At 66.0% G+C, this 18,165-nt stretch carries 18 protein-coding genes; 10 read left to right on the forward strand and 8 right to left on the reverse strand.

Features of this window, described 5'->3' with window-relative positions; translation table 11 throughout:
* Positions 1-88: 88 nt before the first annotated feature.
* Both HV798_RS18810 and HV798_RS18815 read left to right on the forward strand, forming a co-directional pair.
* The gene (locus HV798_RS18810; protein ID WP_175193186.1) at positions 89-2,566 is read left to right on the forward strand and encodes a TonB-dependent siderophore receptor; all 2,478 of its coding nucleotides are present in this window, start codon (positions 89-91) and stop codon (positions 2,564-2,566) included.
* A 160-nt stretch (positions 2,567-2,726) separates the two neighbouring features.
* The gene (locus HV798_RS18815) at positions 2,727-3,572 is read left to right on the forward strand and encodes a PhzF family phenazine biosynthesis protein (RefSeq protein ID WP_175216484.1); all 846 of its coding nucleotides are present in this window, start codon (positions 2,727-2,729) and stop codon (positions 3,570-3,572) included.
* An 83-nt stretch (positions 3,573-3,655) separates the two neighbouring features.
* On the opposite strand, the gene HV798_RS18820 is transcribed toward HV798_RS18815, so the two are convergent.
* From HV798_RS18820 to HV798_RS18835, 4 genes are all read right to left on the reverse strand, one after another.
* Positions 3,656-4,627, reverse strand: coding sequence for a Bug family tripartite tricarboxylate transporter substrate binding protein (locus HV798_RS18820; RefSeq protein ID WP_175193184.1), 972 nt, complete (start codon positions 4,625-4,627; stop codon positions 3,656-3,658).
* Between the two features lie 82 nt (positions 4,628-4,709).
* Positions 4,710-6,053, reverse strand: coding sequence for an NAD(P)H-dependent oxidoreductase (locus HV798_RS18825; RefSeq protein WP_175193183.1), 1,344 nt, complete (start codon positions 6,051-6,053; stop codon positions 4,710-4,712).
* Positions 6,050-6,958 (reverse strand): NAD(P)-dependent oxidoreductase, encoded by a 909-nt coding sequence (locus HV798_RS18830; protein ID WP_175193182.1) that lies wholly within the window; start codon positions 6,956-6,958, stop codon positions 6,050-6,052. Before HV798_RS18830 ends, HV798_RS18825 begins: the two co-directional genes overlap by 4 nt.
* Entirely contained in the window at positions 6,958-7,338 is a 381-nt protein-coding gene (locus HV798_RS18835; protein ID WP_175193181.1) for a VOC family protein, read from the reverse strand. Before HV798_RS18835 ends, HV798_RS18830 begins: the two co-directional genes overlap by 1 nt.
* A gap of 104 nt (positions 7,339-7,442) precedes the next feature.
* On the opposite strand from HV798_RS18835, the gene HV798_RS18840 reads away from it, so the two are divergent.
* Positions 7,443-8,360 carry a LysR family transcriptional regulator gene (locus HV798_RS18840; protein WP_175193180.1) on the forward strand — a complete coding sequence of 306 codons (918 nt, stop codon included), beginning with the start codon at positions 7,443-7,445 and terminating at the stop codon, positions 8,358-8,360.
* A 40-nt stretch (positions 8,361-8,400) separates the two neighbouring features.
* Here the strand turns inward: HV798_RS18840 and HV798_RS18845 are convergent, their stop codons facing one another.
* Positions 8,401-8,664: an Ada metal-binding domain-containing protein gene (locus tag HV798_RS18845; RefSeq protein ID WP_175193179.1), complete on the reverse strand. Its 264-nt coding sequence runs from the start codon at positions 8,662-8,664 to the stop codon at positions 8,401-8,403.
* A gap of 198 nt (positions 8,665-8,862) precedes the next feature.
* Between HV798_RS18845 and HV798_RS18850 the strand changes: the two genes are divergently transcribed.
* Positions 8,863-9,072, forward strand: a complete 210-nt coding sequence (locus tag HV798_RS18850; protein WP_175193178.1) for a DUF4287 domain-containing protein — start codon at positions 8,863-8,865, stop codon at positions 9,070-9,072.
* A gap of 162 nt (positions 9,073-9,234) precedes the next feature.
* A complete protein-coding gene (locus HV798_RS18855) occupies positions 9,235-9,492 on the forward strand; it encodes a hypothetical protein (RefSeq protein ID WP_175193177.1) in 258 nt (85 codons plus the stop codon).
* Positions 9,493-9,501: 9 nt separating this feature from the next.
* On the opposite strand, the gene HV798_RS18860 is transcribed toward HV798_RS18855, so the two are convergent.
* On the reverse strand, positions 9,502-9,714 hold the full coding sequence (locus HV798_RS18860) for a hypothetical protein (RefSeq protein ID WP_157838867.1): 213 nt from the start codon (positions 9,712-9,714) through the stop codon (positions 9,502-9,504).
* Positions 9,715-9,812: 98 nt separating this feature from the next.
* On the opposite strand from HV798_RS18860, the gene HV798_RS18865 reads away from it, so the two are divergent.
* On the forward strand, positions 9,813-10,901 hold the full coding sequence (locus HV798_RS18865) for a calcium:cation antiporter (RefSeq protein ID WP_175193176.1): 1,089 nt from the start codon (positions 9,813-9,815) through the stop codon (positions 10,899-10,901).
* 24 nt (positions 10,902-10,925) lie between these two features.
* Here the strand turns inward: HV798_RS18865 and HV798_RS18870 are convergent, their stop codons facing one another.
* Positions 10,926-11,831 (reverse strand): LysR family transcriptional regulator, encoded by a 906-nt coding sequence (locus HV798_RS18870; RefSeq protein ID WP_175193175.1) that lies wholly within the window; start codon positions 11,829-11,831, stop codon positions 10,926-10,928.
* 145 nt (positions 11,832-11,976) lie between these two features.
* On the opposite strand from HV798_RS18870, the gene HV798_RS18875 reads away from it, so the two are divergent.
* Positions 11,977-13,362, forward strand: a complete 1,386-nt coding sequence (locus HV798_RS18875) for an MFS transporter (protein ID WP_246288934.1) — start codon at positions 11,977-11,979, stop codon at positions 13,360-13,362.
* A gap of 99 nt (positions 13,363-13,461) precedes the next feature.
* Here HV798_RS18875 and HV798_RS18880 read toward each other — a convergent pair whose 3' ends face one another.
* Positions 13,462-14,523: a LacI family DNA-binding transcriptional regulator gene (locus tag HV798_RS18880; RefSeq protein ID WP_175193174.1), complete on the reverse strand. Its 1,062-nt coding sequence runs from the start codon at positions 14,521-14,523 to the stop codon at positions 13,462-13,464.
* 112 nt (positions 14,524-14,635) lie between these two features.
* Here HV798_RS18880 and HV798_RS18885 point away from each other — a divergent pair, with 112 nt between their 5' ends.
* Genes HV798_RS18885 through HV798_RS18895 form a run of 3 tightly spaced genes read left to right on the forward strand, consistent with a single transcriptional unit; the run spans position 14,636 to position 18,145 of the window.
* Positions 14,636-15,658, forward strand: a complete 1,023-nt coding sequence (locus HV798_RS18885; protein WP_175193173.1) for a TRAP transporter substrate-binding protein — start codon at positions 14,636-14,638, stop codon at positions 15,656-15,658.
* A 10-nt stretch (positions 15,659-15,668) separates the two neighbouring features.
* Positions 15,669-17,561 (forward strand): TRAP transporter large permease, encoded by a 1,893-nt coding sequence (locus HV798_RS18890; RefSeq protein WP_175193172.1) that lies wholly within the window; start codon positions 15,669-15,671, stop codon positions 17,559-17,561.
* A 44-nt stretch (positions 17,562-17,605) separates the two neighbouring features.
* A complete protein-coding gene (locus HV798_RS18895) occupies positions 17,606-18,145 on the forward strand; it encodes a VOC family protein (RefSeq protein ID WP_175193171.1) in 540 nt (179 codons plus the stop codon).
* The last annotated feature ends 20 nt before the right edge of the window (positions 18,146-18,165 follow it).

Raw genomic sequence — 18,165 nt, forward strand, 5'->3', positions numbered from 1 at the left:
CTTTTTTTCAGAAAAAGTGAGGGGATTTGCGTTTTCGACCGGCCTACAGGGAAAGACACCTTTCAACTTGGCCTATCAAGACTACGCAATGACCCCCGTTCGTACCTCCAGGACAGCGCGCCAGACGTCTGCTCCCACCGTGTTGTCCACCGTTCTCGTCGGCATGCTCTGCGGCACGACGCTTGCCTGGGTTGCCCCGACGGCCCGGGCGCAGTCCGCCGCGGCCGCGCAGGAAGGGGAATCCACCTTCTCGATCGCCGCCGGTCCGCTGGATCATGCGCTCAGCCAGTTCGCGCGCGCCGCTGGTGTGAATGTGTCATTCGATGCCGCGCAGATCAGCGGGCTGCAGAGCCAGGGCCTGAATGGACGCTGGAGCGTGTCGCGCGGCCTGGGCGCCTTGCTTGCCGGCACCGGTTTCGAGGGGGTGAGGCTGTCCAGCGGCGGTTATGCCTTGCGGCGCCTGCCCGGCGCTGGCGCGACCACGCTCGAACCCGTGACCGTGACGGGGCAGGAATATCGCCTGATGACCGAGGGGTCGGGTTCCTACACCACGCCGGCGGTGACCATCGGCAAGGGAGAGCAGACGCTGCGCGACATTCCGCAGTCCGTCAGCGTGGTCACGCGCCAGCGCCTGGACGAGCAGAACCTGACCTCGGTGTACGACGCGCTGGAAAACACCACCGGCGTGACCCTGCAGCAAAGCCCGCAAGGCGGCAAATACATCTATTCGCGCGGCTTCGACAACAGCGTGATCCAGTATGACGGCGTACCGCTGGAGCGCAATATGTACGGCCGCGCCAGCAACTATTCCGGCGGAACTTCCTTCTATGACCGCGTCGAGGTATTGCGCGGCGCGGCGGGCCTGCTGCAGGGGTCGGGGTCGCCCGGAGGGGCAGTGAACCTGGTGCGCAAGCGGCCCTTGCCAGAGAACTATTTCATAGTCGAGGCCAAGGCCGGCAGCTGGGACCGCTACGGCATGCAGCTTGACGCCAGCCGCCGCCTGAACGAAGACGGCAGCCTGCGCGGCCGGGCCCTCATCGATCACCAGGACAATCACTCGTTCGTGGATCGGGTGCACATGAAAAGCACCACTTTCTACGGCACGATCGAATACGACTTCTCGCCGTACACCCAGCTCAACCTGGGCTACAGCCACGAAGACCTGCGTGGCAGCCCGTCGATCTCGGGCCTGCCTCGCTACAGCAACGGCAAAGAGGTGGGCTTCAAGCGCTCCACCAGCTATGGGGCCGACTGGAATCGCCAGGAAACCTCGAACCAGGGGTTCTACGCCGACTTCACGCATGCGTTCAATGACGACTGGCGTTTCAAGATGACCGGCGCCTACGTGCAGGAAAATCAATACCTGAAGTACACCGCTTCCAGCCGTGCCATCAACCCGGTGAACCCGATCGGCGTCGTCAACGCGGCAAGAACGGTGGCCGACATCGATACCTCGGGTGTGGACGCGCACCTGACCGGCAAGTTCCGCGCCTTTGGCCGCACGCACGAAGTGGTGTTGGGCACCAACTACGGCCATAGCAAGATCGACACGTCGTACGCCTACCTGGTCAACTACGCGACATTCAACGCCTTCAACTTCAATCCGGATCTGCCCGAGCCGTCCACGGCTGCCATGCGTGCCGGCACGGACGAAGCGCGCATCGGCTCGAACCGCGAGCTGGGCTTCTACGGCACGACCCGGCTGCAACTGGCCGACCCGTTGAAGCTCGTGCTGGGGGGACGATTCAGCCGCTCCGACCGGATCTGGACCACCGATACCACCAGCGCCGGGGTACTCGTCAACGGCCAGACGAAACAGGCCAACTCCCACTTCACCCCCTACGCCGGCATCATCCTGGACCTGTCGCCGCAATGGACCACGTATGTGAGCTATACCGACATCTTCCAGGCGCAAAGCGAGGTCAATGCCGCGGGACAGGCGCTCAAGCCCATCGTCGGTGAAAGCTACGAACTGGGCCTGAAGGGGGAATTGCTGGATGGCCGCATCAATACGGCGTTCGCCATCTTTCGCATCGACCAGAGCAACCGCGCTCAAGTCGATTTCAGTTCCAGCCCGACCTGCGCCGCCGACTACTACTGCTACACCGATTCGGGCAAGGTGCGCAGCCAGGGGTTCGATGCCGAGATCAGCGGTGAACTCACGCAGGGTTGGAATCTGTATGCCGGCTATACCTTCAACACCACCAAATACCTCAAGGACCAGAGCAGCGAAGGCCAGGCCTTCGCGTGGTACACCCCCAAGCACATCTTCCGGCTCTGGACGACTTATCAGCTGCCTGGCGATTTGAACGCCTTCACGGTGGGCGGCGGCGTGAACGTGCAGAGCGGCCAGTCCCGCCAACTCGGGGCCACCACGGTCCAGGCGGGCGGCCGCGCGGTATGGAACGCCTATACGAAGTATCAGTTCAACCGCAATTGGGCAGCGGTGCTGAACGTCAACAATATCTTCAACAAGACCTACTACAGCGCCGTGGGCAATCTGGTCAACGGCATTCAATACGGCGATCCCCGCAATGTCATGCTGACCCTGCGAGGCACGTTCTGACGATGAAAGCCTGCCGCGCTGGCCCGGGTGCTTGCCGCAAGCGGTCTGGCCAGCGCGGCGCTCGGTGCGGCCGTCGCCACCCTGATAAGCTTTCTGATCCGGCATCGTGAACCCTCAACGACCGATCCCTGCCCGTCACACCACAACAAGGAACCTTTGCATGCACATTCACCGTATCGCAGCGTTTACGAGCGACGGCCACGGCGGAAATCCGGCGGGCGTCGTGCTGGCCGACCAACTGCCGCCCACCGAGGAAATGCAGCGGGTGGCGGCCCAGGTGGGCTACTCGGAAACGGTATTTTCCTGTCCGAACGGCGACGGCTCGTGGCTCACCCGATACTATTCACCCGAAGCGGAAGTGGCCTTCTGCGGACACGCAACCATCGCGTTGGGTGCGGTGCTTGGGCAGACCTTCGGCCCGGCGACGTACCCACTGTCGTTGGCCCACAACCAGATCGAAGTCGCGGCCGAAAAACGGGACGGCGAATGGACGAGTGTGCTTCGCTCGCCCCCGACACGCAGCGCCATCGCCCAGCCCGAGCTGCTGGCCGAAGCGCTGAAAATCTTCCGCTACGCGGCCAGCGAGCTGAACCCCGCGCTTGCGCCTTGCCTTGCCCACGCGGGCCTTGACCACCTGGTCATCCCGCTACAGTCGCGCGCAGCGCTGGCGCGCATGGACTATGACCTGGACGAGGGACGCCGCTTCATGCAGACGCATGGCATCGGGACCGTGGCATTCGTTTTCAGAGAAGGCGACCGGCGCTTCCAGGCACGCAATGCGTTCGCCATCGGCGGCGTGCTGGAAGACCCCGCGACGGGCGCGGCGGCAGCGGCTTTCGCCGGCATGCTCCGCGACCTGGGCCAAGTGCAAGAGGGCGAAATCGTCATCATGCAGGGCGTGGACATGGGCCAGCCGTGCAGGATAGAAGTGGCATTCACGGCAGAACTCGGATCGCCCGTGAGCGTGCGCGGCAAGGCATCCGCCATCAGTGAGCAACCCGCCTGACATCCGCTTGCCCCCGGGGCGTGGCGGCGCCCGGTTCGCTGGCGGGGCCGGCCGGGCGAACTTGCGCCGCCAGCCCCCCGCCCCTACTGCGTCGTCACATTGCTATCCCGTATCACCCGGGCCCACGTCGCCAGCTCCTGGTCCACGAACTGACCCAATTCGTCCGGCCCCATGAACGCCGCGAAAGCGCCCTGTTCATCCATCTGCTTCCTGTAGCCATCGCTGGCGACGATCTTGCGCAGTTGGTCGGCCAGCTTGTCGATCACCGGTCTGGGGGTTTTTGCCGGCGCAAAGACCGCAAACCAGGACTCCACTTCGTAGCCGGCCAGCCCCGCCTGCGCCGTGGTGGGCACCTCGGGCATCGACGGATTGCGCATTGAACCGGCGTAGGCCAGCGCCTTGAGCTTGCCGGCGCGAACCTGGCTGATGACCGAGGGCGGCGTGGTGATGAACATATCGACCTGGCCGCTGATCAGGTCGGCCACGACCGGCCCCGCGCCCTTGTAGGGCACGTGGGTCATCGGCACCCCGGCGGCGCTGCCGAACATTTCCCCCGCGATGTGCTGGATCGATCCATTGCCCGACGAGGCGTAGAACAGCCCCCGGTTGTCCTTCTTGGCATAGGCGATCAACTCTGCCAGGGAATTGACAGGCAGCTTGCCGCTCACGGCGATGACATGCGGGGCGCGCATGACCAGGGCGACCGGTGCAAAGTCCGCCGGTTTCCAGCGGATATCCTTGAACAGCGCCGGGTTACCCACGTGATAGCCCGAGTATTGCAGCAGCAGGGTATAGCCGTCTGCGGGTGCGCGGGCAACGTATTCCGTGCCGATATTGCCGCTGGCGCCCGGCCGGTTTTCCACGATGACCGGCTGGCCCAGCCCCTTGGTCAGCTGCTCGCCCAGCAGGCGCGCGACGATGTCCGTGGACCCGGCCGGCGAGCTGGGCACCACGATGGTGACGGGGCGGCGCGGATAGTCGTTGTCCGCCGCGACCGCCGGTTGCGTGAGGGTCAGGGCGAGCGTCGCCGCGACTCGTAGAGCCGATATCTTCATGGATTGTCTCCTCTTGGGGATTGCCAGGGCGGCCCCGCGCCCTGTTTCTATTTTTCGTGCGGCTGCGCGCATTCAGGGGCGTTCAGGACTGCGGAAACAGCTGCTCCATTTCCTTGCGTACGCGGTAGGCGGTCAGGGTGTCGTCGATCCGCACGTCGTCCCAGGTCAAGGGCTGGTCCTTGGGCACGGGCCGGATCAGCTTCAGGTCGTGCGCCAGGCCCAGCGGCACGTTGCGCCGCGCCACCGAGTCGCGGGCCGGGAACAGCTTGCCGAACACGGTGTAGCCCCCTTCTCCGTCAAGCACTTCACCGGGCTTCAAGTCTCGTTTGGCGGTGGCGACCACGTCAGCGTTGAAGCAGCGCGCCACGCCGGTGGGTTCGCCGCGCAAACCGACGCTGGCCACCGAGATGCCCAATTCCAGGCCGATCAGGTGCCACTTCTTGTACTGCACCATGCAGCGCCCTTCCGGGTCGGTGAACACCTGGTATTCCTTGAAGCAGCGGGCGATGTAGTCATTGGGCGCCTCGACGCACACCCAGACGCCCTTGCGGATGTCGTACCCCACCGAACGGCCATCGGGATGCAGCGACGATGCCACTTCGACCACGCCGGTCTGGTCCAGCACGCCGCCTTGGCTGCGCAGGCGCATGACGGTCGGAATCTGTTCGACCGATGCGGGCGGAAAGCTCAGGCCGTTGGCGGGTGCGTGCAGCCCCGTCGCGTTGGCGATCGCCGTGCTCTCGATGGCGGGCTTGGAGCCGTCCAGGAAGGCATTGAACATTTTCGGGTTCATGCCGCCGATGCGCGCTTGCTCGGCGGTGACGCCCCAATGGTCCCAGACCGTATCGGGCGTGGATTCACGAAACTTGGGCAGCCACTTGTGTCCGCGCCCCGCCGCCACGATGGGAAAGCCGCAGGTGCGGGCCCAATCCACCAGCTCGCACGCCAGGCCGGGCTGGTCGCCATACGCCAGGGAATAGACCACCCCGGCCTGCATGGCCCGGTGCGCCAGCAACGGGCCGCAGAAGGCGTCGGCTTCCACCGTGACGTTGATGACGTGCTTGCCCTGCCGGAAGGCTTCCAGGCAGTGCTCGACGGCAGCGATCGGGTTGCCGGTGCATTCGATGACGATGTCGATGCTCGGATGCGCGATCATCGCCTGCCAGTTGTCGCCGACGAACGTCGTGCCCAGTTTGACGGCCTCGTCCAGCGAGCGCGCCTGGGCCCGCTCTTTCGACCAGTGAATCCGTTCCAGGTTTCGATGCGCATTGGCGGGCGACAGATCGGCAATGGCCACCATGTGGATGCCGGGGGTCTGGGGCACCTGGGCCAGGTACATCGAGCCGAACTTGCCGGCGCCGATGATGCCCACACGCAGGGGCCGGCCTTGTTCGGCCCGCTGCAACAGCTGGGAGTGAAAATTCATCGCGCACCTTTCCTGAAACGAACGTTGAGCAAATCCTCGTACATCAGCACCATGGCGCCTTTGTCGGCGGCGCCATGGCCGCGCAGCAGGGTCGCCTGATAAGTGGCGGTGGCGGCCGCCAGCACCGGCATCGGGATGCAATGCCGCGCGCCCAGTTCCGCCGCGCTGACCAGGTCCTTGTAGGCCGCTTGCAGCGGATAGCCATCGGTGAAGTGGCCCAGCAGAATGCGCGGCAGGAAGAATTCCGAGGCGTAGCTGCGGCCGGTTCCGCTGTTGATGACATGGGCCGCCTTTTCCGGATCCAGGCCCATGCGGCAAGCCATCGGCAGTATTTCCGCCAGCGCCGCGCAGTTCACGTCGAACAGCAGCTGGTTGACCAGCTTGGCCAACTGCCCCGCCCCGGCCGTTCCCATGTGCAGCACGTCATTGCCCATGCGCTGCAGCAGCGGCTTGACCGTTTCGAACAGGCCCGGGTCGCCTCCGCACATGATGGTCAACGTGCCTGCTTCGGCGCGCGCCTGCATCCCCGACACCGGGGCATCCAGAAAGCCGATGCCGCGATCGGCCAGATCGTCGTGCAATTGCAGCGTGGCGCCGTGCTCGATCGTGCTCGTGTCGATGACGATCGCGCCCGGCTTCAGGATCGACGCCAGGCCGCCTTCGCCCTGCAACACGCCGCGCACGGCGTCGGTGCCGGGCAGGCTCAGCACGACGATGTCGGCATGCCGAAAATCGGGCAGCGTGTCGGCAATGCGGGCGCCGCGTGCGCGCAGGTCGCCATAGGCTTCGGGCGTCTTGGCGGTGACCAGCAGGTCGATATCGTCATGGATCAGATTGAGGGCCATGGGCTTGCCCATCTGCCCCAGCCCGACGAAGCCCACCGTGGTTCGAACGCGCGCGTTCATCACTGGACCCTCTCGGAAATCTCGATCAGGTTCAGATCGGGATCGCGCAGGTAGATCGATCGAATCGGATAGTGGGCGCCCGTGCGCATCACCGGGCCTTCGATGATCGTGGCGCCGCGTTCGGTCAGCGTGGCGATCACGTTGTCCAGCGGCACGGCGGCGATGAAGCACAGGTCCAGCGCGCCGGGCACGGGCAGGTGCGCCTTGGGCTCGAATTCCTTGCCCTTGACGTGCAGATTGATTTTCTGTTCGCCGAACTTGAACGCCTTGCGGCCCTGGCCGAAGCTTTCCAGCGTCATACCCAGCAGCCCGACGTAGAAATCCACGCACGCCTGCTCGTTCGTGGTGGTCAATACCAAGTGGTCTAAATGATCTATCATCGCTTCCTGCCTTGCTGTTTTACGAATACTGAAACTTTATCTCCGTAAAAACAGCCGCAGAATTGCTATTTCGAGATTATCAATTCGCAAAACGCGAAGGGTTGATGATGAATCCGGCCAGAGTCGATTTTGTTACGTTGCGCTTGTTCTGTGCCGTCGCCGAGACGGGCAGCCTGACCAAAGGCGCCGCGCGCTGCAACCTGGCGCTCTCCGCCGCCAGCCGCCGCATCGCCGACTTCGAAGCCGCCGCCAAGGCCGTGCTGCTTGAACGCCGCTCACAAGGCGTGCGGCTCACCCCGGCCGGGCACATCGCCCTGCAACATGCGCTGCGCCTGTTCCAGGGCTTTGAACTGTTCGGCAACGAACTGGATGAATACTCGAACGGCTCGCGCGGCCACATCCGGTTATGGGCCAACATGTCCGCGCTGGTGGAATTCCTGCCCGCCGCGCTCTCGCGCTTTCTGGCCCGCTACCCCGACACCCACGTCGAAGTCGAAGAGCAGCTGTCCGGCGATATCGTGCCGGCGCTCATCGACGGCATTGCGGACATTGGCGTGTTCGTTGGCGGCGTGCCCGCCGACGGGCTGGACGTGCAGCCCTTCCAGACGGATGAACTGGTCTTGCTGGTCGCGGCGTCGCACCCGGTCGCCGCGCGCAAGAAGATCGCCTTCGAAGCATGCCTGGACTACGATTTCGTCGGCCTGAACCGGGGCAGTTCGTTGCTGAACCTGATCCGCGCGGCCGCCCAAGAGGCCGGACGGCCCTTGCGCCTGCGCGTCCAGGTCAGAAGTTTCGATGCCATGGCCGAGATGATCGCCAACAACCTGGGCATCGGCGTGCTGCCCGCGGGCGCCTGCGCCCACCGGCTGCAGCCGGGCAGGCTACGGGCCGTGAAGCTGACCGACGCCTGGGCCAAACGCGACCTGGTCCTGGCCACCAACCCCAACCGGCCGTTGACCCGGGCGGCCGGCTTGCTGGTTTCCCATCTGATGGGGCTGCCAGTACCCGCGGCAAGGGGCTGATAGCGTTCGGCGGCAGTTGCCGTGATGGCGCCCCAACGGACTAGCGCAGCCTGTCTTGCTTCCACCGCGCATATTCCCGCGGTAGACAAACCGCGCACGGCCGATAGCCGGCCGCAATAGCGGCCGCTTCGTCGGCAAAGAACACGCGTTGATTGGCATAGCCTCCGCGCGCAATCGCCCGCAACGCCGCCCGACAATCCAGGCGTCCGTACAGCCTGCCGCCACGATGCCCCCCGAAAGCGCCAGGCGTGACGCTCGCATAGGACAGGCCGTCGCGCCCGATCAGCGTATAGGTCTTGACCATGGCAGGCGGGTGGGCTTTCACAGGAACCATGGGGAAGAGAATAGGAAAAACAGGGGCATCGGGCACTCTGATTCTTGCTGCTCTTGCACCTTGGCGGCGGGTGGCATGCCCCGCTAGCCAGCGCCAGGCAACTGCGTCAGAATGCCGAACCAGAACAATGGCCTGCGGGCCAAGACAAGCCCCATCAAAGGAGCCCCTATGGCCGAGACAGCCCAGGTAAAAGGACCCGCGTCCTACTTTCCGTCCATTGAAAAGAACTACGGCAAGCCCATCTCGCATTGGATGGAGGTGCTGAAAAAGGCTGGCCCGCTCAAGCACATGGAACTGGTCAATTGCCTGAAGACCCAGCACCAGATGGGGCACGGGCATGCCAACGCCTTGGTGGCGGCATTCCTGGCCAAGAAATAGCGGCATCATGCGCCAGGCCGTGGCGGCGCAATGCCGCCCGGCCTTTTTCAACTTGGTGACAATCCGCAACGCCCCACCGATCACGGCACGGTGCTTGCTCCCCGGCAATCCCCCTTCACCCATCTCAGCGGGCCAGCACCGACGCCGAAGGCAGGATTTACCGTGATCTCCCCGGAAATTGCTTCGTCCTCTACCTTGATCGGCAATACGCTGGTGTCGCCCCAGCCAGGGGCGCCGCTGCGTCCGCTTGCCGCCGCCAACGCCGACTGTCTTCAGGCGGCAGCGCCGCCGACGGACACGCCACGGGCGGCCCGTCGCACACAACTCATGCGCTTGTGGCCGGCCGTGATGCTGTGGCTGATCGGGACGGGTCTGCTGACGCTGCTCAACCTGGCGTCCCGCTTTCTGGCGCCGTCGTGACGCCCCCGCTCAGCCGTCCGCCCAGACGGATTTGCGCGGCACATAGGCCGCCTTGACGTACCGCGCCAGCTCAAGCTCGATCGTCGAGGTCGTGCTGAGGGGAGGCTGGTCGGGATGCAGAAGCCGTTGGGCGGCTTCCAGGGTGCGGCGGGCGCATCGTTCGGCTTCGGTGACCACGGGTTGCTGCGGGGCAGCATAGGTTCCAAGCAAGGGGGTAGGCATGGCATGCACTCCTGGAGAGCCATCGGATATGGCCGACGCACCGTAGCAAGTCGCGTGCCCGTGCTAGCCTCACCCTGTCCCGGACCGCCCCTTAGCCAATGAAATCGATTCTGCTGTCGGAAAAATTTCTGCTGTTGGCCTGCGCGATTGCCGTCGCGGGTTACCTGGTCGACGCCCGCCTGGCCGAGGTCGGCCGGCTGGCGGGGCTGGCCGAAACGGGCGTGTTCATCGCCGCCATCCTGGCGGCCTCGCTGAGCGTGGCGCGGCATGCCGAACGCATTGCCCGCAAAGTGGGCGACCCCTATGGCAGCATGATCCTGACGCTGTCGGCGGTGGTGGTGGAAGTCATCGTCTTGGCGATCGTGTCGTCCAAGGCGGGTTCGCCCACCCTGGTGCGCGACAGTATCTATTCCGCCGTCATGCTCGACATCAACGGCATCCTGGGCGTGGCGGCGCTGATCGGCGGTTTCAAGCACGGTGAACAGTCTTACAACGACGATTCCGCACGCACCTACAGCGTCATGATCCTGACCGCCGTGGCGGTGTCCATGGTCATTCCCGAGCTGGTTCCCGATGCCAATTGGCGCGCCTACAGCAGCTTCACGATCGTGGCGATGCTGCTGCTGTACGGGGTGTTCCTGCGGATGCAGACCGGGCCGCACAGCTATTTCTTCAGCTACAGCTACCCCGACAAGAAAATCCGCCCGCCGTCGCCGGACTCGGCTTACCCCAACCGGCGCCAATCGGTCGTCGTCATGGCGGTGGGCATCGCCGCGGTGGGCGCGCTGGCCGAACTGATGTCCCATTCACTGAATCGCGGCCTGGCGGGTATGGACATCCCCATGGGCCTGGTGGCGCTGGTGGTGGCGGGCATTTCGGCCGCCCCGGAAATGTTGACCGCGCTGCGCGCCGCCTTGGCCAACCGGATGCAGTCGGTGGTCAATATCGCGCTGGGCGCGTCCCTGTCCACGGTGATCCTGACCGTGCCCGCGATGGAGGCGATGGCGCTGTTCACCGGGCAGCGCATCGACATTGCCCTGACGCCGCTGCAGACCCTGATGATGCTGGTCACGCTGCTGGTGGCGGCGATCAACCTGAACGACGGGCAGACCAACGCCATTGAAGGCATGACGCACTTTGTGCTGTTCGGCGCTTTCCTGATGCTGCTGGGGCTGGGACTGTCGTAAGCCGCTTGCCCGCCACCGCCTGCCTTACAGATCGTTCAGCGCCTTTTCCCGCAGGTGCCCGGCCAGGTATTCCACCAGCGACCGCACCTTGCTGGCCATCAGCCGCTGATGGGTCATCAGCGCGAACACGGGCCGCGGCGGCGGTTCCGCTTCCGGCAGCAAGGGCACCAGCCGACCCGCCGCGACGTGGTCGGCGATGGCCCAGGCCGGGGCAAAGACAATGCCGGCGCCGGCCGCCGCCGCGGTCACCACGCCGTCCACCGTGTTCGAGCGCATCCGCGTGGGCACCCGCACCGTGACGGGCTGGCCGCCTTGCATCAGGGTCCACATCTCTTCGTTCGCCTGGTGGCTGTAGACCAGGCCGTCGTGCTGCGCCAGGTCGTGCAGGTTGGCGGGCTTGCCACGCCGCGCCAGGTAGTCGGGTGAGGCGCTCAGGACCCAGCGGATCGACCCCAGCCGCCGCGCGACCAGGCTGGAGCTGGGCTGCTCGCCCACCAGCACGGCCAGGTCGATGCCTTCTTCCAGCAGATTGACCGGGCGGTCGAGCAGGTGCAGGTCCAGCGTCACGTTGGGGTGGCGCATCAGGAACTTGGCCAGCAAAGGCTGCAAATGCACCCGGCCGTACAACGTCGGTGCGGTGACGCGCAGCCGGCCCGAGGGTTCGGCGGCGTCGGTCTGCATGCTGCTTTCAAGTTCGTCGATGTCGGCCAACAGGCGCTTGGCCTCGGCGTAATAGCGCTGGCCGGCTTCGGTCAGGCGCAGGGCCCGGGTCGAGCGCACCAGCAGCCGCGTGCCCAGGCGTTCTTCCAGCGCGCTCAGGTGCCGGCTGACCGACGCCAGTGAAATCCCGCTGACGCGCGACGCGCCGCTGAGACTGCCCTGGTCCACCGCTGCCACCAGCAGCGCCATGCCTTCCGATCTGTTCACCATATGCCTGCCCTTCACGTCTTTCCGTCGCGGTTTCATGCGCCTTCAGTATTTCATATTTGCAAGGCTGCTTTACAGATTTTGCTATTCCCTGCAAGGCTGGGGACTTCCATACTTGGGCCCTGCCCTCCGTTTTCCAGTTCTCCCCATGTCTGCCTCTCCCCTTCCCCCCGCCCCCCTGACGCCTGCCGCCCGCCGCTATGCGATGCTGGCCGTCTCCCTGTCCATCTCGATGGCGACGCTGGACACGTCCATGACCAACACGGCGCTGCCGTCGATTGCCACGCAACTGGGCGTCAGCGCGGCGGACGTGATCGGTGTGGTCACGATCTATCAGCTGGTCATGGTGGCGACGATGCTGCCGCTGGCGGCGCTGGCCGGCAAGATCGGCCACCGGCGGGTGTTCATGCCGGCGCTGTGGCTGTTCCTGGTGGCCTCGGTGTGGTGCGGCGCGGCACCGTCGCTGTGGTCGCTGGAAGCCGCGCGGGCGGTGCAGGGCCTGGCCGCCGCGGCGCTGATGGGTTGCAACATGGCGCTGGTCACCGCCATCTATCCGAAGGAACAACTGGGCCGGGGCATGGGCCTGAACGCCATGATCGCAGCGGCCTCGCTGGCCGGCGGGCCGGTGCTGGCTTCGGCCATGCTGACAGTGCTGAGCTGGCACTGGCTGTTCTACGTCAACGTGCCGTTCTGCCTGGTGGCACTGGCTCTGGCCGGCGGCCACCTGCCCCGCAGGCCCGGCGACGGCAAGGCGCTGGACGCGGGCGCGGCCGTGCTTTGCGCACTGGCCTTTGGCCTGGCGGTGCTGGGCCTGGAACGCGTGGCCACGCCGGACTGGGGCGCCGCGCTGGTCTGGGGCCTGGGCCTGGCGTGCTGGGCGCTGCTGCTCAGGCGCGAACGCGCCAATGCGCACGCCATCGTGCCGCTGGACCTGCTGCGCCTGCCGCCGTTCTCGACGTCGGTGCTGATCTGCGTGCTGGCGTTCGCTGCCCAGGGCGCGGCCATGGTGGCGCTGCCCTTTCTCTTGAACCAGACGCTGGGCCGCGACATTGCCGAGGTCGGCCTGCTGATCGCGCCGTGGCCCGTGATGGGCGCCTGCCTGGCGCCGTTCTCGGGCAAGTGGTCGGACCGGATTTCCGCCGGCCTGCTGGGCCTGATCGGCCTGGCCTTGCTGGCCGCAGGCCTTGGGTGCGTGAGCGCGCTGCCGGCCGGCGCGCCGATGTGGGCGGTGATGCTGCCCATGGCGCTGTGCGGCACGGGCTTTGGCCTGTTCCTGTCGCCCAATCAGCGCTTCATCATGTTCAGCGTGCCTGCGCATCGCGCCAGCGTGGCCAGCGGCCTGTCGGGCCTGGCCCGACTGCTGGGGCAGACGATGGGCGCGGCCTTCGTGGCGGCATGCTTTGCCGTGAATGCCCGGCTGGGGGCCACCTGGGCGCTGTGGGCGGCGGTGGGGTTTGCGCTGGCCGGCAGCGCGGCCAGCGGCCTGCTGGAACGCGTCACGCGGCAGGCCAGGCAGGCCGTGGCGGCCTCGTGAAGCGAGACCTCATGAAGCGGGCATCATGAAGCTGGCCCCATGATGTCGGCCTCATGAAGCCAGCCCCATGATGCGAACAGCACCGCCTGGCCGCCCCGGCTAGGGCAGGTTCTCGCGAAAGACGACCTGGCTGCGGTTCAATTCCACGCCGGTCATCGCGCCGCGTCTGTCGCGCACATTGCAGAAGATCCGCACGCAGCTCATCAAGGCCTCGACCGGGCTTTGCGTGATGACGGCGTCCATGGTGCCGTCGATCAGCAAGGCCCGCGTGTCCGGGGTCAGGCCGTGGCCGATGAATACCACCTTGTGCTGCAGGCCGGCTTCTTTCAGCGCCCGCGCAACGCCGTCCGAAGCGCCGCCGATGTTGTAGATGCCGGCCAGCTGCGGATACTGCTCCAGCAGGTGCCGCGTCTGTTCGTAGTTGCGCTGGGCGTCGTCATAGCCTTCGCGCAGGTCGACTACCTGCATGGCCTGGAACTGCTCCGCATAGAGCTGCAGGAAGCCGCCTTCGCGTTCTTCATGCGCCCGGTAATGGCGCGAGCCTGCGATCAACGCCACGTGTGCCGCGCGCGGCCCGATGAAGCGCGCCAGCAGGTAGCCGGCCGTGCGGCCGGCGGCGCGGTTGTCCAGCCCCACATAGGCCACGCGCGCGCTGTTGGCCAGGTCGGAAATCAGCGTCACCGTGGGCACGCCCCGCTGCGCCAGAGCGGCCACGGCTTCGCGAACCACGGGGTGCTCCAGCGCCATGAAGGCGATGCCGTCGGCGCGCTTGCCATGATGGGCCAGCGCCTCGGCCAAGGCCTGCGGATTGAAGCTTTCCACGTAGTCGACCTGGCACCGTGCATTGAACGGCGCGACGTGCTCGTGCGCGTAGCTCACGCTGTCGCCCAGCATGCGCAGGAATCGGTTGCTGCCGCGCGGCAGCAGGATGACCAGACGCATGGGGTCGGGCGCCATGGCCGCCTGCAGGCCCCCTTCGGGCAGATAGTCGAGTTCGGCGGCGGCCTTCAACACGCGCTGCGCCGTGCTGCTGCGCACGCCGGGGCGCCGGTGCAACACGCGGTCGGCCGTGGCGCTGGACACGCCGGCCAGCGCCGCCACATCGGCCAGGGTGGCCAGCTTGCGTTCTCGAGAATTTCGATTCACATCAAAACCCATCATTTTTCAGGTTTGACGATGATAGCGCCGGTTCACTATTGTCCGGGATGCCGCAGGGTAGTCGGATTGTTGTGGCACCTCAAAAAACATCATAACTACGATTCTGGAGACAACCATGAAGCTGCTCACCCGCCGCAGTGCCCTGCGCCGCCTGTGCGCCCTGCCCGCCGCAGCCGCCCTGGGCGGCGGTTTCCCGTTGATCGCCCGCGCGGCCGACTACTCGCTCAAGTACGGCAACAACCTGCCCGTCACGCATCCGCTGAACATCCGCGCCCAGGAAGCGGCCGATCGCATCCTGAAGGAAAGCAACGGCCGCGTCGACATCAAGATCTTCCCCAACAACCAGCTGGGCGGCGACACCGACATGCTGGCGCAGGTGCGCTCGGGCGGCATCGACTTCTTCACGCCGTCGGCGCTGGTCATCGCCACGCTGGTGCCGGTGGCCGCGATCAACGCCGTGGGCTTTGCCTTCAAGGACTACGGCCAGGTGTGGGGCGCCATGGATGGCGCCCTGGGCGCCCACGTGCGGGCGGCCATCGCGCAGCGCCGGCTCTATGCCTTCGAGAAAATGTGGGACAACGGCTTTCGCCAGACCACCAGCAGCAAGGCGCCGGTCGCCAGCGCCGCGGACATGGGCGGACTGAAGATCCGCGTGCCCGTCAGCCCCTTGCCGATCTCGATGTTCAAGGGCCTGGGCGCCGCCCCCGCCAGCCTGCAGTTCAGCGAGGTCTATTCCTCATTGCAGACCAAGGTGGTGGACGCGCAGGAAAACCCGCTGCCGATCATCCAGGTCGCCAAGCTGTACGAAGTGCAGAAATACTGCTCGCTGACCAACCACATCTGGGACGGCTACTGGTTCATTGCCAACGGCCGCATGTGGGAAGGCCTGCCCGAGGACCTGAAGACCGTGGTGGCGCGCGGCATCAACGAGGCCGGCCTGGCGCAGCGCGAAGACATCAAGAAGCTCAACGCCTCGGTCCAGGCCGACCTGGAAGCCAAGGGCCTGCAATTCAACCAGCCGTCGGCCGACAGCTTCCGCGAACAGTTGCGCCGCGCGGGCTTCTACAGCGAATGGCAGCAGCGCTTTGGCCAGGACGCCTGGACGCTGCTGGAACAGGCCGTCGGCAAGCTCGCCTGAGGACGCGGACATGGCTTCGCTATCCCCTCCCCACGCCAGCACGCCGCTCTTGCCCGCGCATCCGCTGCGGCGCGCGGCCCAGGCGCTGGACGCGGCGCTCGGCAGCCTGGTCGAGCTGGCCGCCGCCGCCATCGTGCTGATCGAGATCCTGGTCCTGTTCGCGGGCGTCGTTGCGCGCTATGTCTTTCATAGCCCGCTGGTCTGGTCCGACGAGCTGGCCTCGATCCTGTTTCTCTGGCTGTCGATGCTGGGCGCCGTGGTGGCGCTGCGCCGCGGCGAGCACATGCGCATGACGGCGCTGGTCAACAACATCGCGCCCGCGCGCCGCGCGCAGCTGGAAGCGGGCGCGCTGGCCGCTTCGCTGGCGTTCCTGGTCCTGATCCTGGCGCCGGCCATCGAATACGCCCACGAAGAACACTTCATCATCACGCCCGCGCTGGAACTGAGCAACGCGTGGCGCGCCGCCGCCATTCCGGTGGGCATGGGGTTGATGGCGGTCATCGCCCTGCTGCGGATGCTGCGCACCCAGACGCTGTCCCAGATGCTGCTGGCGCTGGCCGGGGCGGCGGCCGTGGTCGCGGCATTCTGGCTGGCGCAGCCGGTATTCTCGGGCCTGGGCAAGCTGAACCTGCTGATCTTCTTTGTCGGCATCGTCGCCGCCACCGTGTTTGCCGGCGTGCCCATTGCGTTTTCCTTCGCCCTGGCCACGTTCTCGTACCTGGCGCTGACCACCCATACGCCGATGCTGGTGATGGTGGGACGCCTGGACGAAGGCATGTCGCACCTGATGCTGCTGGCCGTGCCGCTGTTCATCTTCCTGGGGTCGCTGATCGAAATGACCGGCATGGCCCGCGCCATGATCCAGTTCCTGGCCAGCCTGCTGGGCCACGTGCGCGGCGGCCTGTCGTACGTGCTGATCGGCGCGATGTACCTGGTGTCCGGCATCTCGGGGTCCAAGATCGCGGACATGGCGGCCATTGCGCCGGTGCTGTTTCCGGAAATGCAGAAGCGCGGCGCCAAGCCCGGCGACCTGGTCGCGCTGCTCTCGGCCACCGGCGCCCAGACCGAGACCATTCCCCCCTCGATCGTGCTGATCACCATCGGGTCGGTGACCGGCGTGTCCATCGCCGCCTTGTTCACCGGAGGCCTGCTGCCCGCCGTGGTGCTGGGCCTGGCCCTGTGTTCGGTGGTCTGGTGGCGCTACCGCCGGGAAGACCTGAGCCTGGCGCAGCGCTTCTCGCCGCGCGAGATCGGCCGCTACTTCGTCATCGCCCTGCCCGCCGTGGCGCTGCCTTTCGTGATCCGCGCCGCCGTGGTCGAAGGCGTGGCGACCGCCACCGAGGTCTCGACCATCGGCATCGTGTATTCCGTGGTGATCGGCCTGGTGTTCTACCGGCGCTTCGACCTGGCGCGGATCAAGCCCATGCTGATCGAGACCGCATCGCTGTCCGGCGCCATCATGCTGATCGTCGGCTGCGCCACCGCCATGGCCTGGGCCCTGACGCAATCCGGGTTCTCGGGCGACCTGGCCCGGTTGATGGCCGGCATGCCCGGCGGCAGCTACGGCTTTCTGGCGGTCTCGATCGTGGCCTTCATCATCCTGGGCAGCGTGCTGGAAGGCATTCCCGCCATCGTGCTGTTCGGCCCGCTGCTGTTTCCCGTGGCGGCGCAGGCCGGCGTGCACGAAGTCCACTACGCCATGGTGGTGATCTTCGCCATGGGCATCGGCCTGTTCGCCCCGCCTTTCGGTGTGGGCTACTACGGCGCCTGCGCCATCAGCCGCGTCGACCCCAATGCCGGCATCCGCCCGATCTGGGGCTACATCGGCGCGTTGCTGGTGGGGCTGGTGATCGTGGCGGCCTTCCCCTGGTTTTCGACCGGCTTTCTCAAATCCGTTCCCTGAGCCCCCGGCGGCTGCGGCCGCCCCTTCCTTTACAAAGAGCCGTCATGAGTCGTTTTCTAGGCGAAATCCGCCAACTCGGTTACGTGGTGCCCGACATCGAGGCCGCCATGGACTACTGGAGCCGCACGCTGGGCGTCGGCCCCTGGTTCTACAACCCCGCCGTGCCCATCGTGAACTACCGCTACGACGGCGTGGCCCACGAGCCGCACAACTCGGTGGCGCTGGCCAACTCGGGCTTCGTGCAGGTCGAACTGATCCAGACCCGCAACGACGTGCCGTCGATGTACCGCGACTTCCTGCAGGCAGGCCGCACCGGCCTGCAGCACGTGGCCTACTGGACCGAGGACTACGACGCCGATCTGGCGCGGCTGCTGCAACAGGGCTTCGTGCCCAAGATGAGCGGCGAGGTCGGCGAGAAAGGCCGCTTCATCTACTTCGACACCGAATACCACCCGGGCACGGTCATCGAGCTTTCCGAGGTGGCCGGCCCCAAGGGCCGCCTGTTCGACCTGATCCGCGCCAGCGCGCAGGACTGGGACGGCCGCGACCCGGTGCGTCCCTTTCCCGACCTGAACCAGCTGTGATGCCCGCCTTCCGCCTCGAC

Origin of the sequence: Achromobacter deleyi, from assembly GCF_902859705.1 — a bacterium.
In the GTDB taxonomy this organism is placed as follows: Bacteria; Pseudomonadota; Gammaproteobacteria; order Burkholderiales; family Burkholderiaceae_B; genus Achromobacter; species Achromobacter deleyi.

Excerpts from the sequence above, each read along its gene's own strand:
- HV798_RS18810 (WP_175193186.1), top strand. The coding sequence starts at position 89 with ATGACCCCCGTTCGTACCTCCAGGACAGCGCGCCAGACGTCTGCTCCC.
- HV798_RS18815 (WP_175216484.1), top strand. The coding sequence starts at position 2,727 with ATGCACATTCACCGTATCGCAGCGTTTACGAGCGACGGCCACGGCGGA.
- HV798_RS18820 (WP_175193184.1), bottom strand. The coding sequence starts at position 4,627 with ATGAAGATATCGGCTCTACGAGTCGCGGCGACGCTCGCCCTGACCCTC.
- HV798_RS18825 (WP_175193183.1), bottom strand. The coding sequence starts at position 6,053 with ATGAATTTTCACTCCCAGCTGTTGCAGCGGGCCGAACAAGGCCGGCCC.
- HV798_RS18830 (WP_175193182.1), bottom strand. The coding sequence starts at position 6,958 with ATGAACGCGCGCGTTCGAACCACGGTGGGCTTCGTCGGGCTGGGGCAG.
- HV798_RS18835 (WP_175193181.1), bottom strand. The coding sequence starts at position 7,338 with ATGATAGATCATTTAGACCACTTGGTATTGACCACCACGAACGAGCAG.
- HV798_RS18840 (WP_175193180.1), top strand. The coding sequence starts at position 7,443 with ATGATGAATCCGGCCAGAGTCGATTTTGTTACGTTGCGCTTGTTCTGT.
- HV798_RS18845 (WP_175193179.1), bottom strand. The coding sequence starts at position 8,664 with ATGGTCAAGACCTATACGCTGATCGGGCGCGACGGCCTGTCCTATGCG.
- HV798_RS18850 (WP_175193178.1), top strand. The coding sequence starts at position 8,863 with ATGGCCGAGACAGCCCAGGTAAAAGGACCCGCGTCCTACTTTCCGTCC.
- HV798_RS18860 (WP_157838867.1), bottom strand. The coding sequence starts at position 9,714 with ATGCCTACCCCCTTGCTTGGAACCTATGCTGCCCCGCAGCAACCCGTG.
- HV798_RS18865 (WP_175193176.1), top strand. The coding sequence starts at position 9,813 with ATGAAATCGATTCTGCTGTCGGAAAAATTTCTGCTGTTGGCCTGCGCG.
- HV798_RS18870 (WP_175193175.1), bottom strand. The coding sequence starts at position 11,831 with ATGGTGAACAGATCGGAAGGCATGGCGCTGCTGGTGGCAGCGGTGGAC.
- HV798_RS18875 (WP_246288934.1), top strand. The coding sequence starts at position 11,977 with ATGTCTGCCTCTCCCCTTCCCCCCGCCCCCCTGACGCCTGCCGCCCGC.
- HV798_RS18880 (WP_175193174.1), bottom strand. The coding sequence starts at position 14,523 with ATGATGGGTTTTGATGTGAATCGAAATTCTCGAGAACGCAAGCTGGCC.
- HV798_RS18885 (WP_175193173.1), top strand. The coding sequence starts at position 14,636 with ATGAAGCTGCTCACCCGCCGCAGTGCCCTGCGCCGCCTGTGCGCCCTG.
- HV798_RS18890 (WP_175193172.1), top strand. The coding sequence starts at position 15,669 with ATGGCTTCGCTATCCCCTCCCCACGCCAGCACGCCGCTCTTGCCCGCG.
- HV798_RS18895 (WP_175193171.1), top strand. The coding sequence starts at position 17,606 with ATGAGTCGTTTTCTAGGCGAAATCCGCCAACTCGGTTACGTGGTGCCC.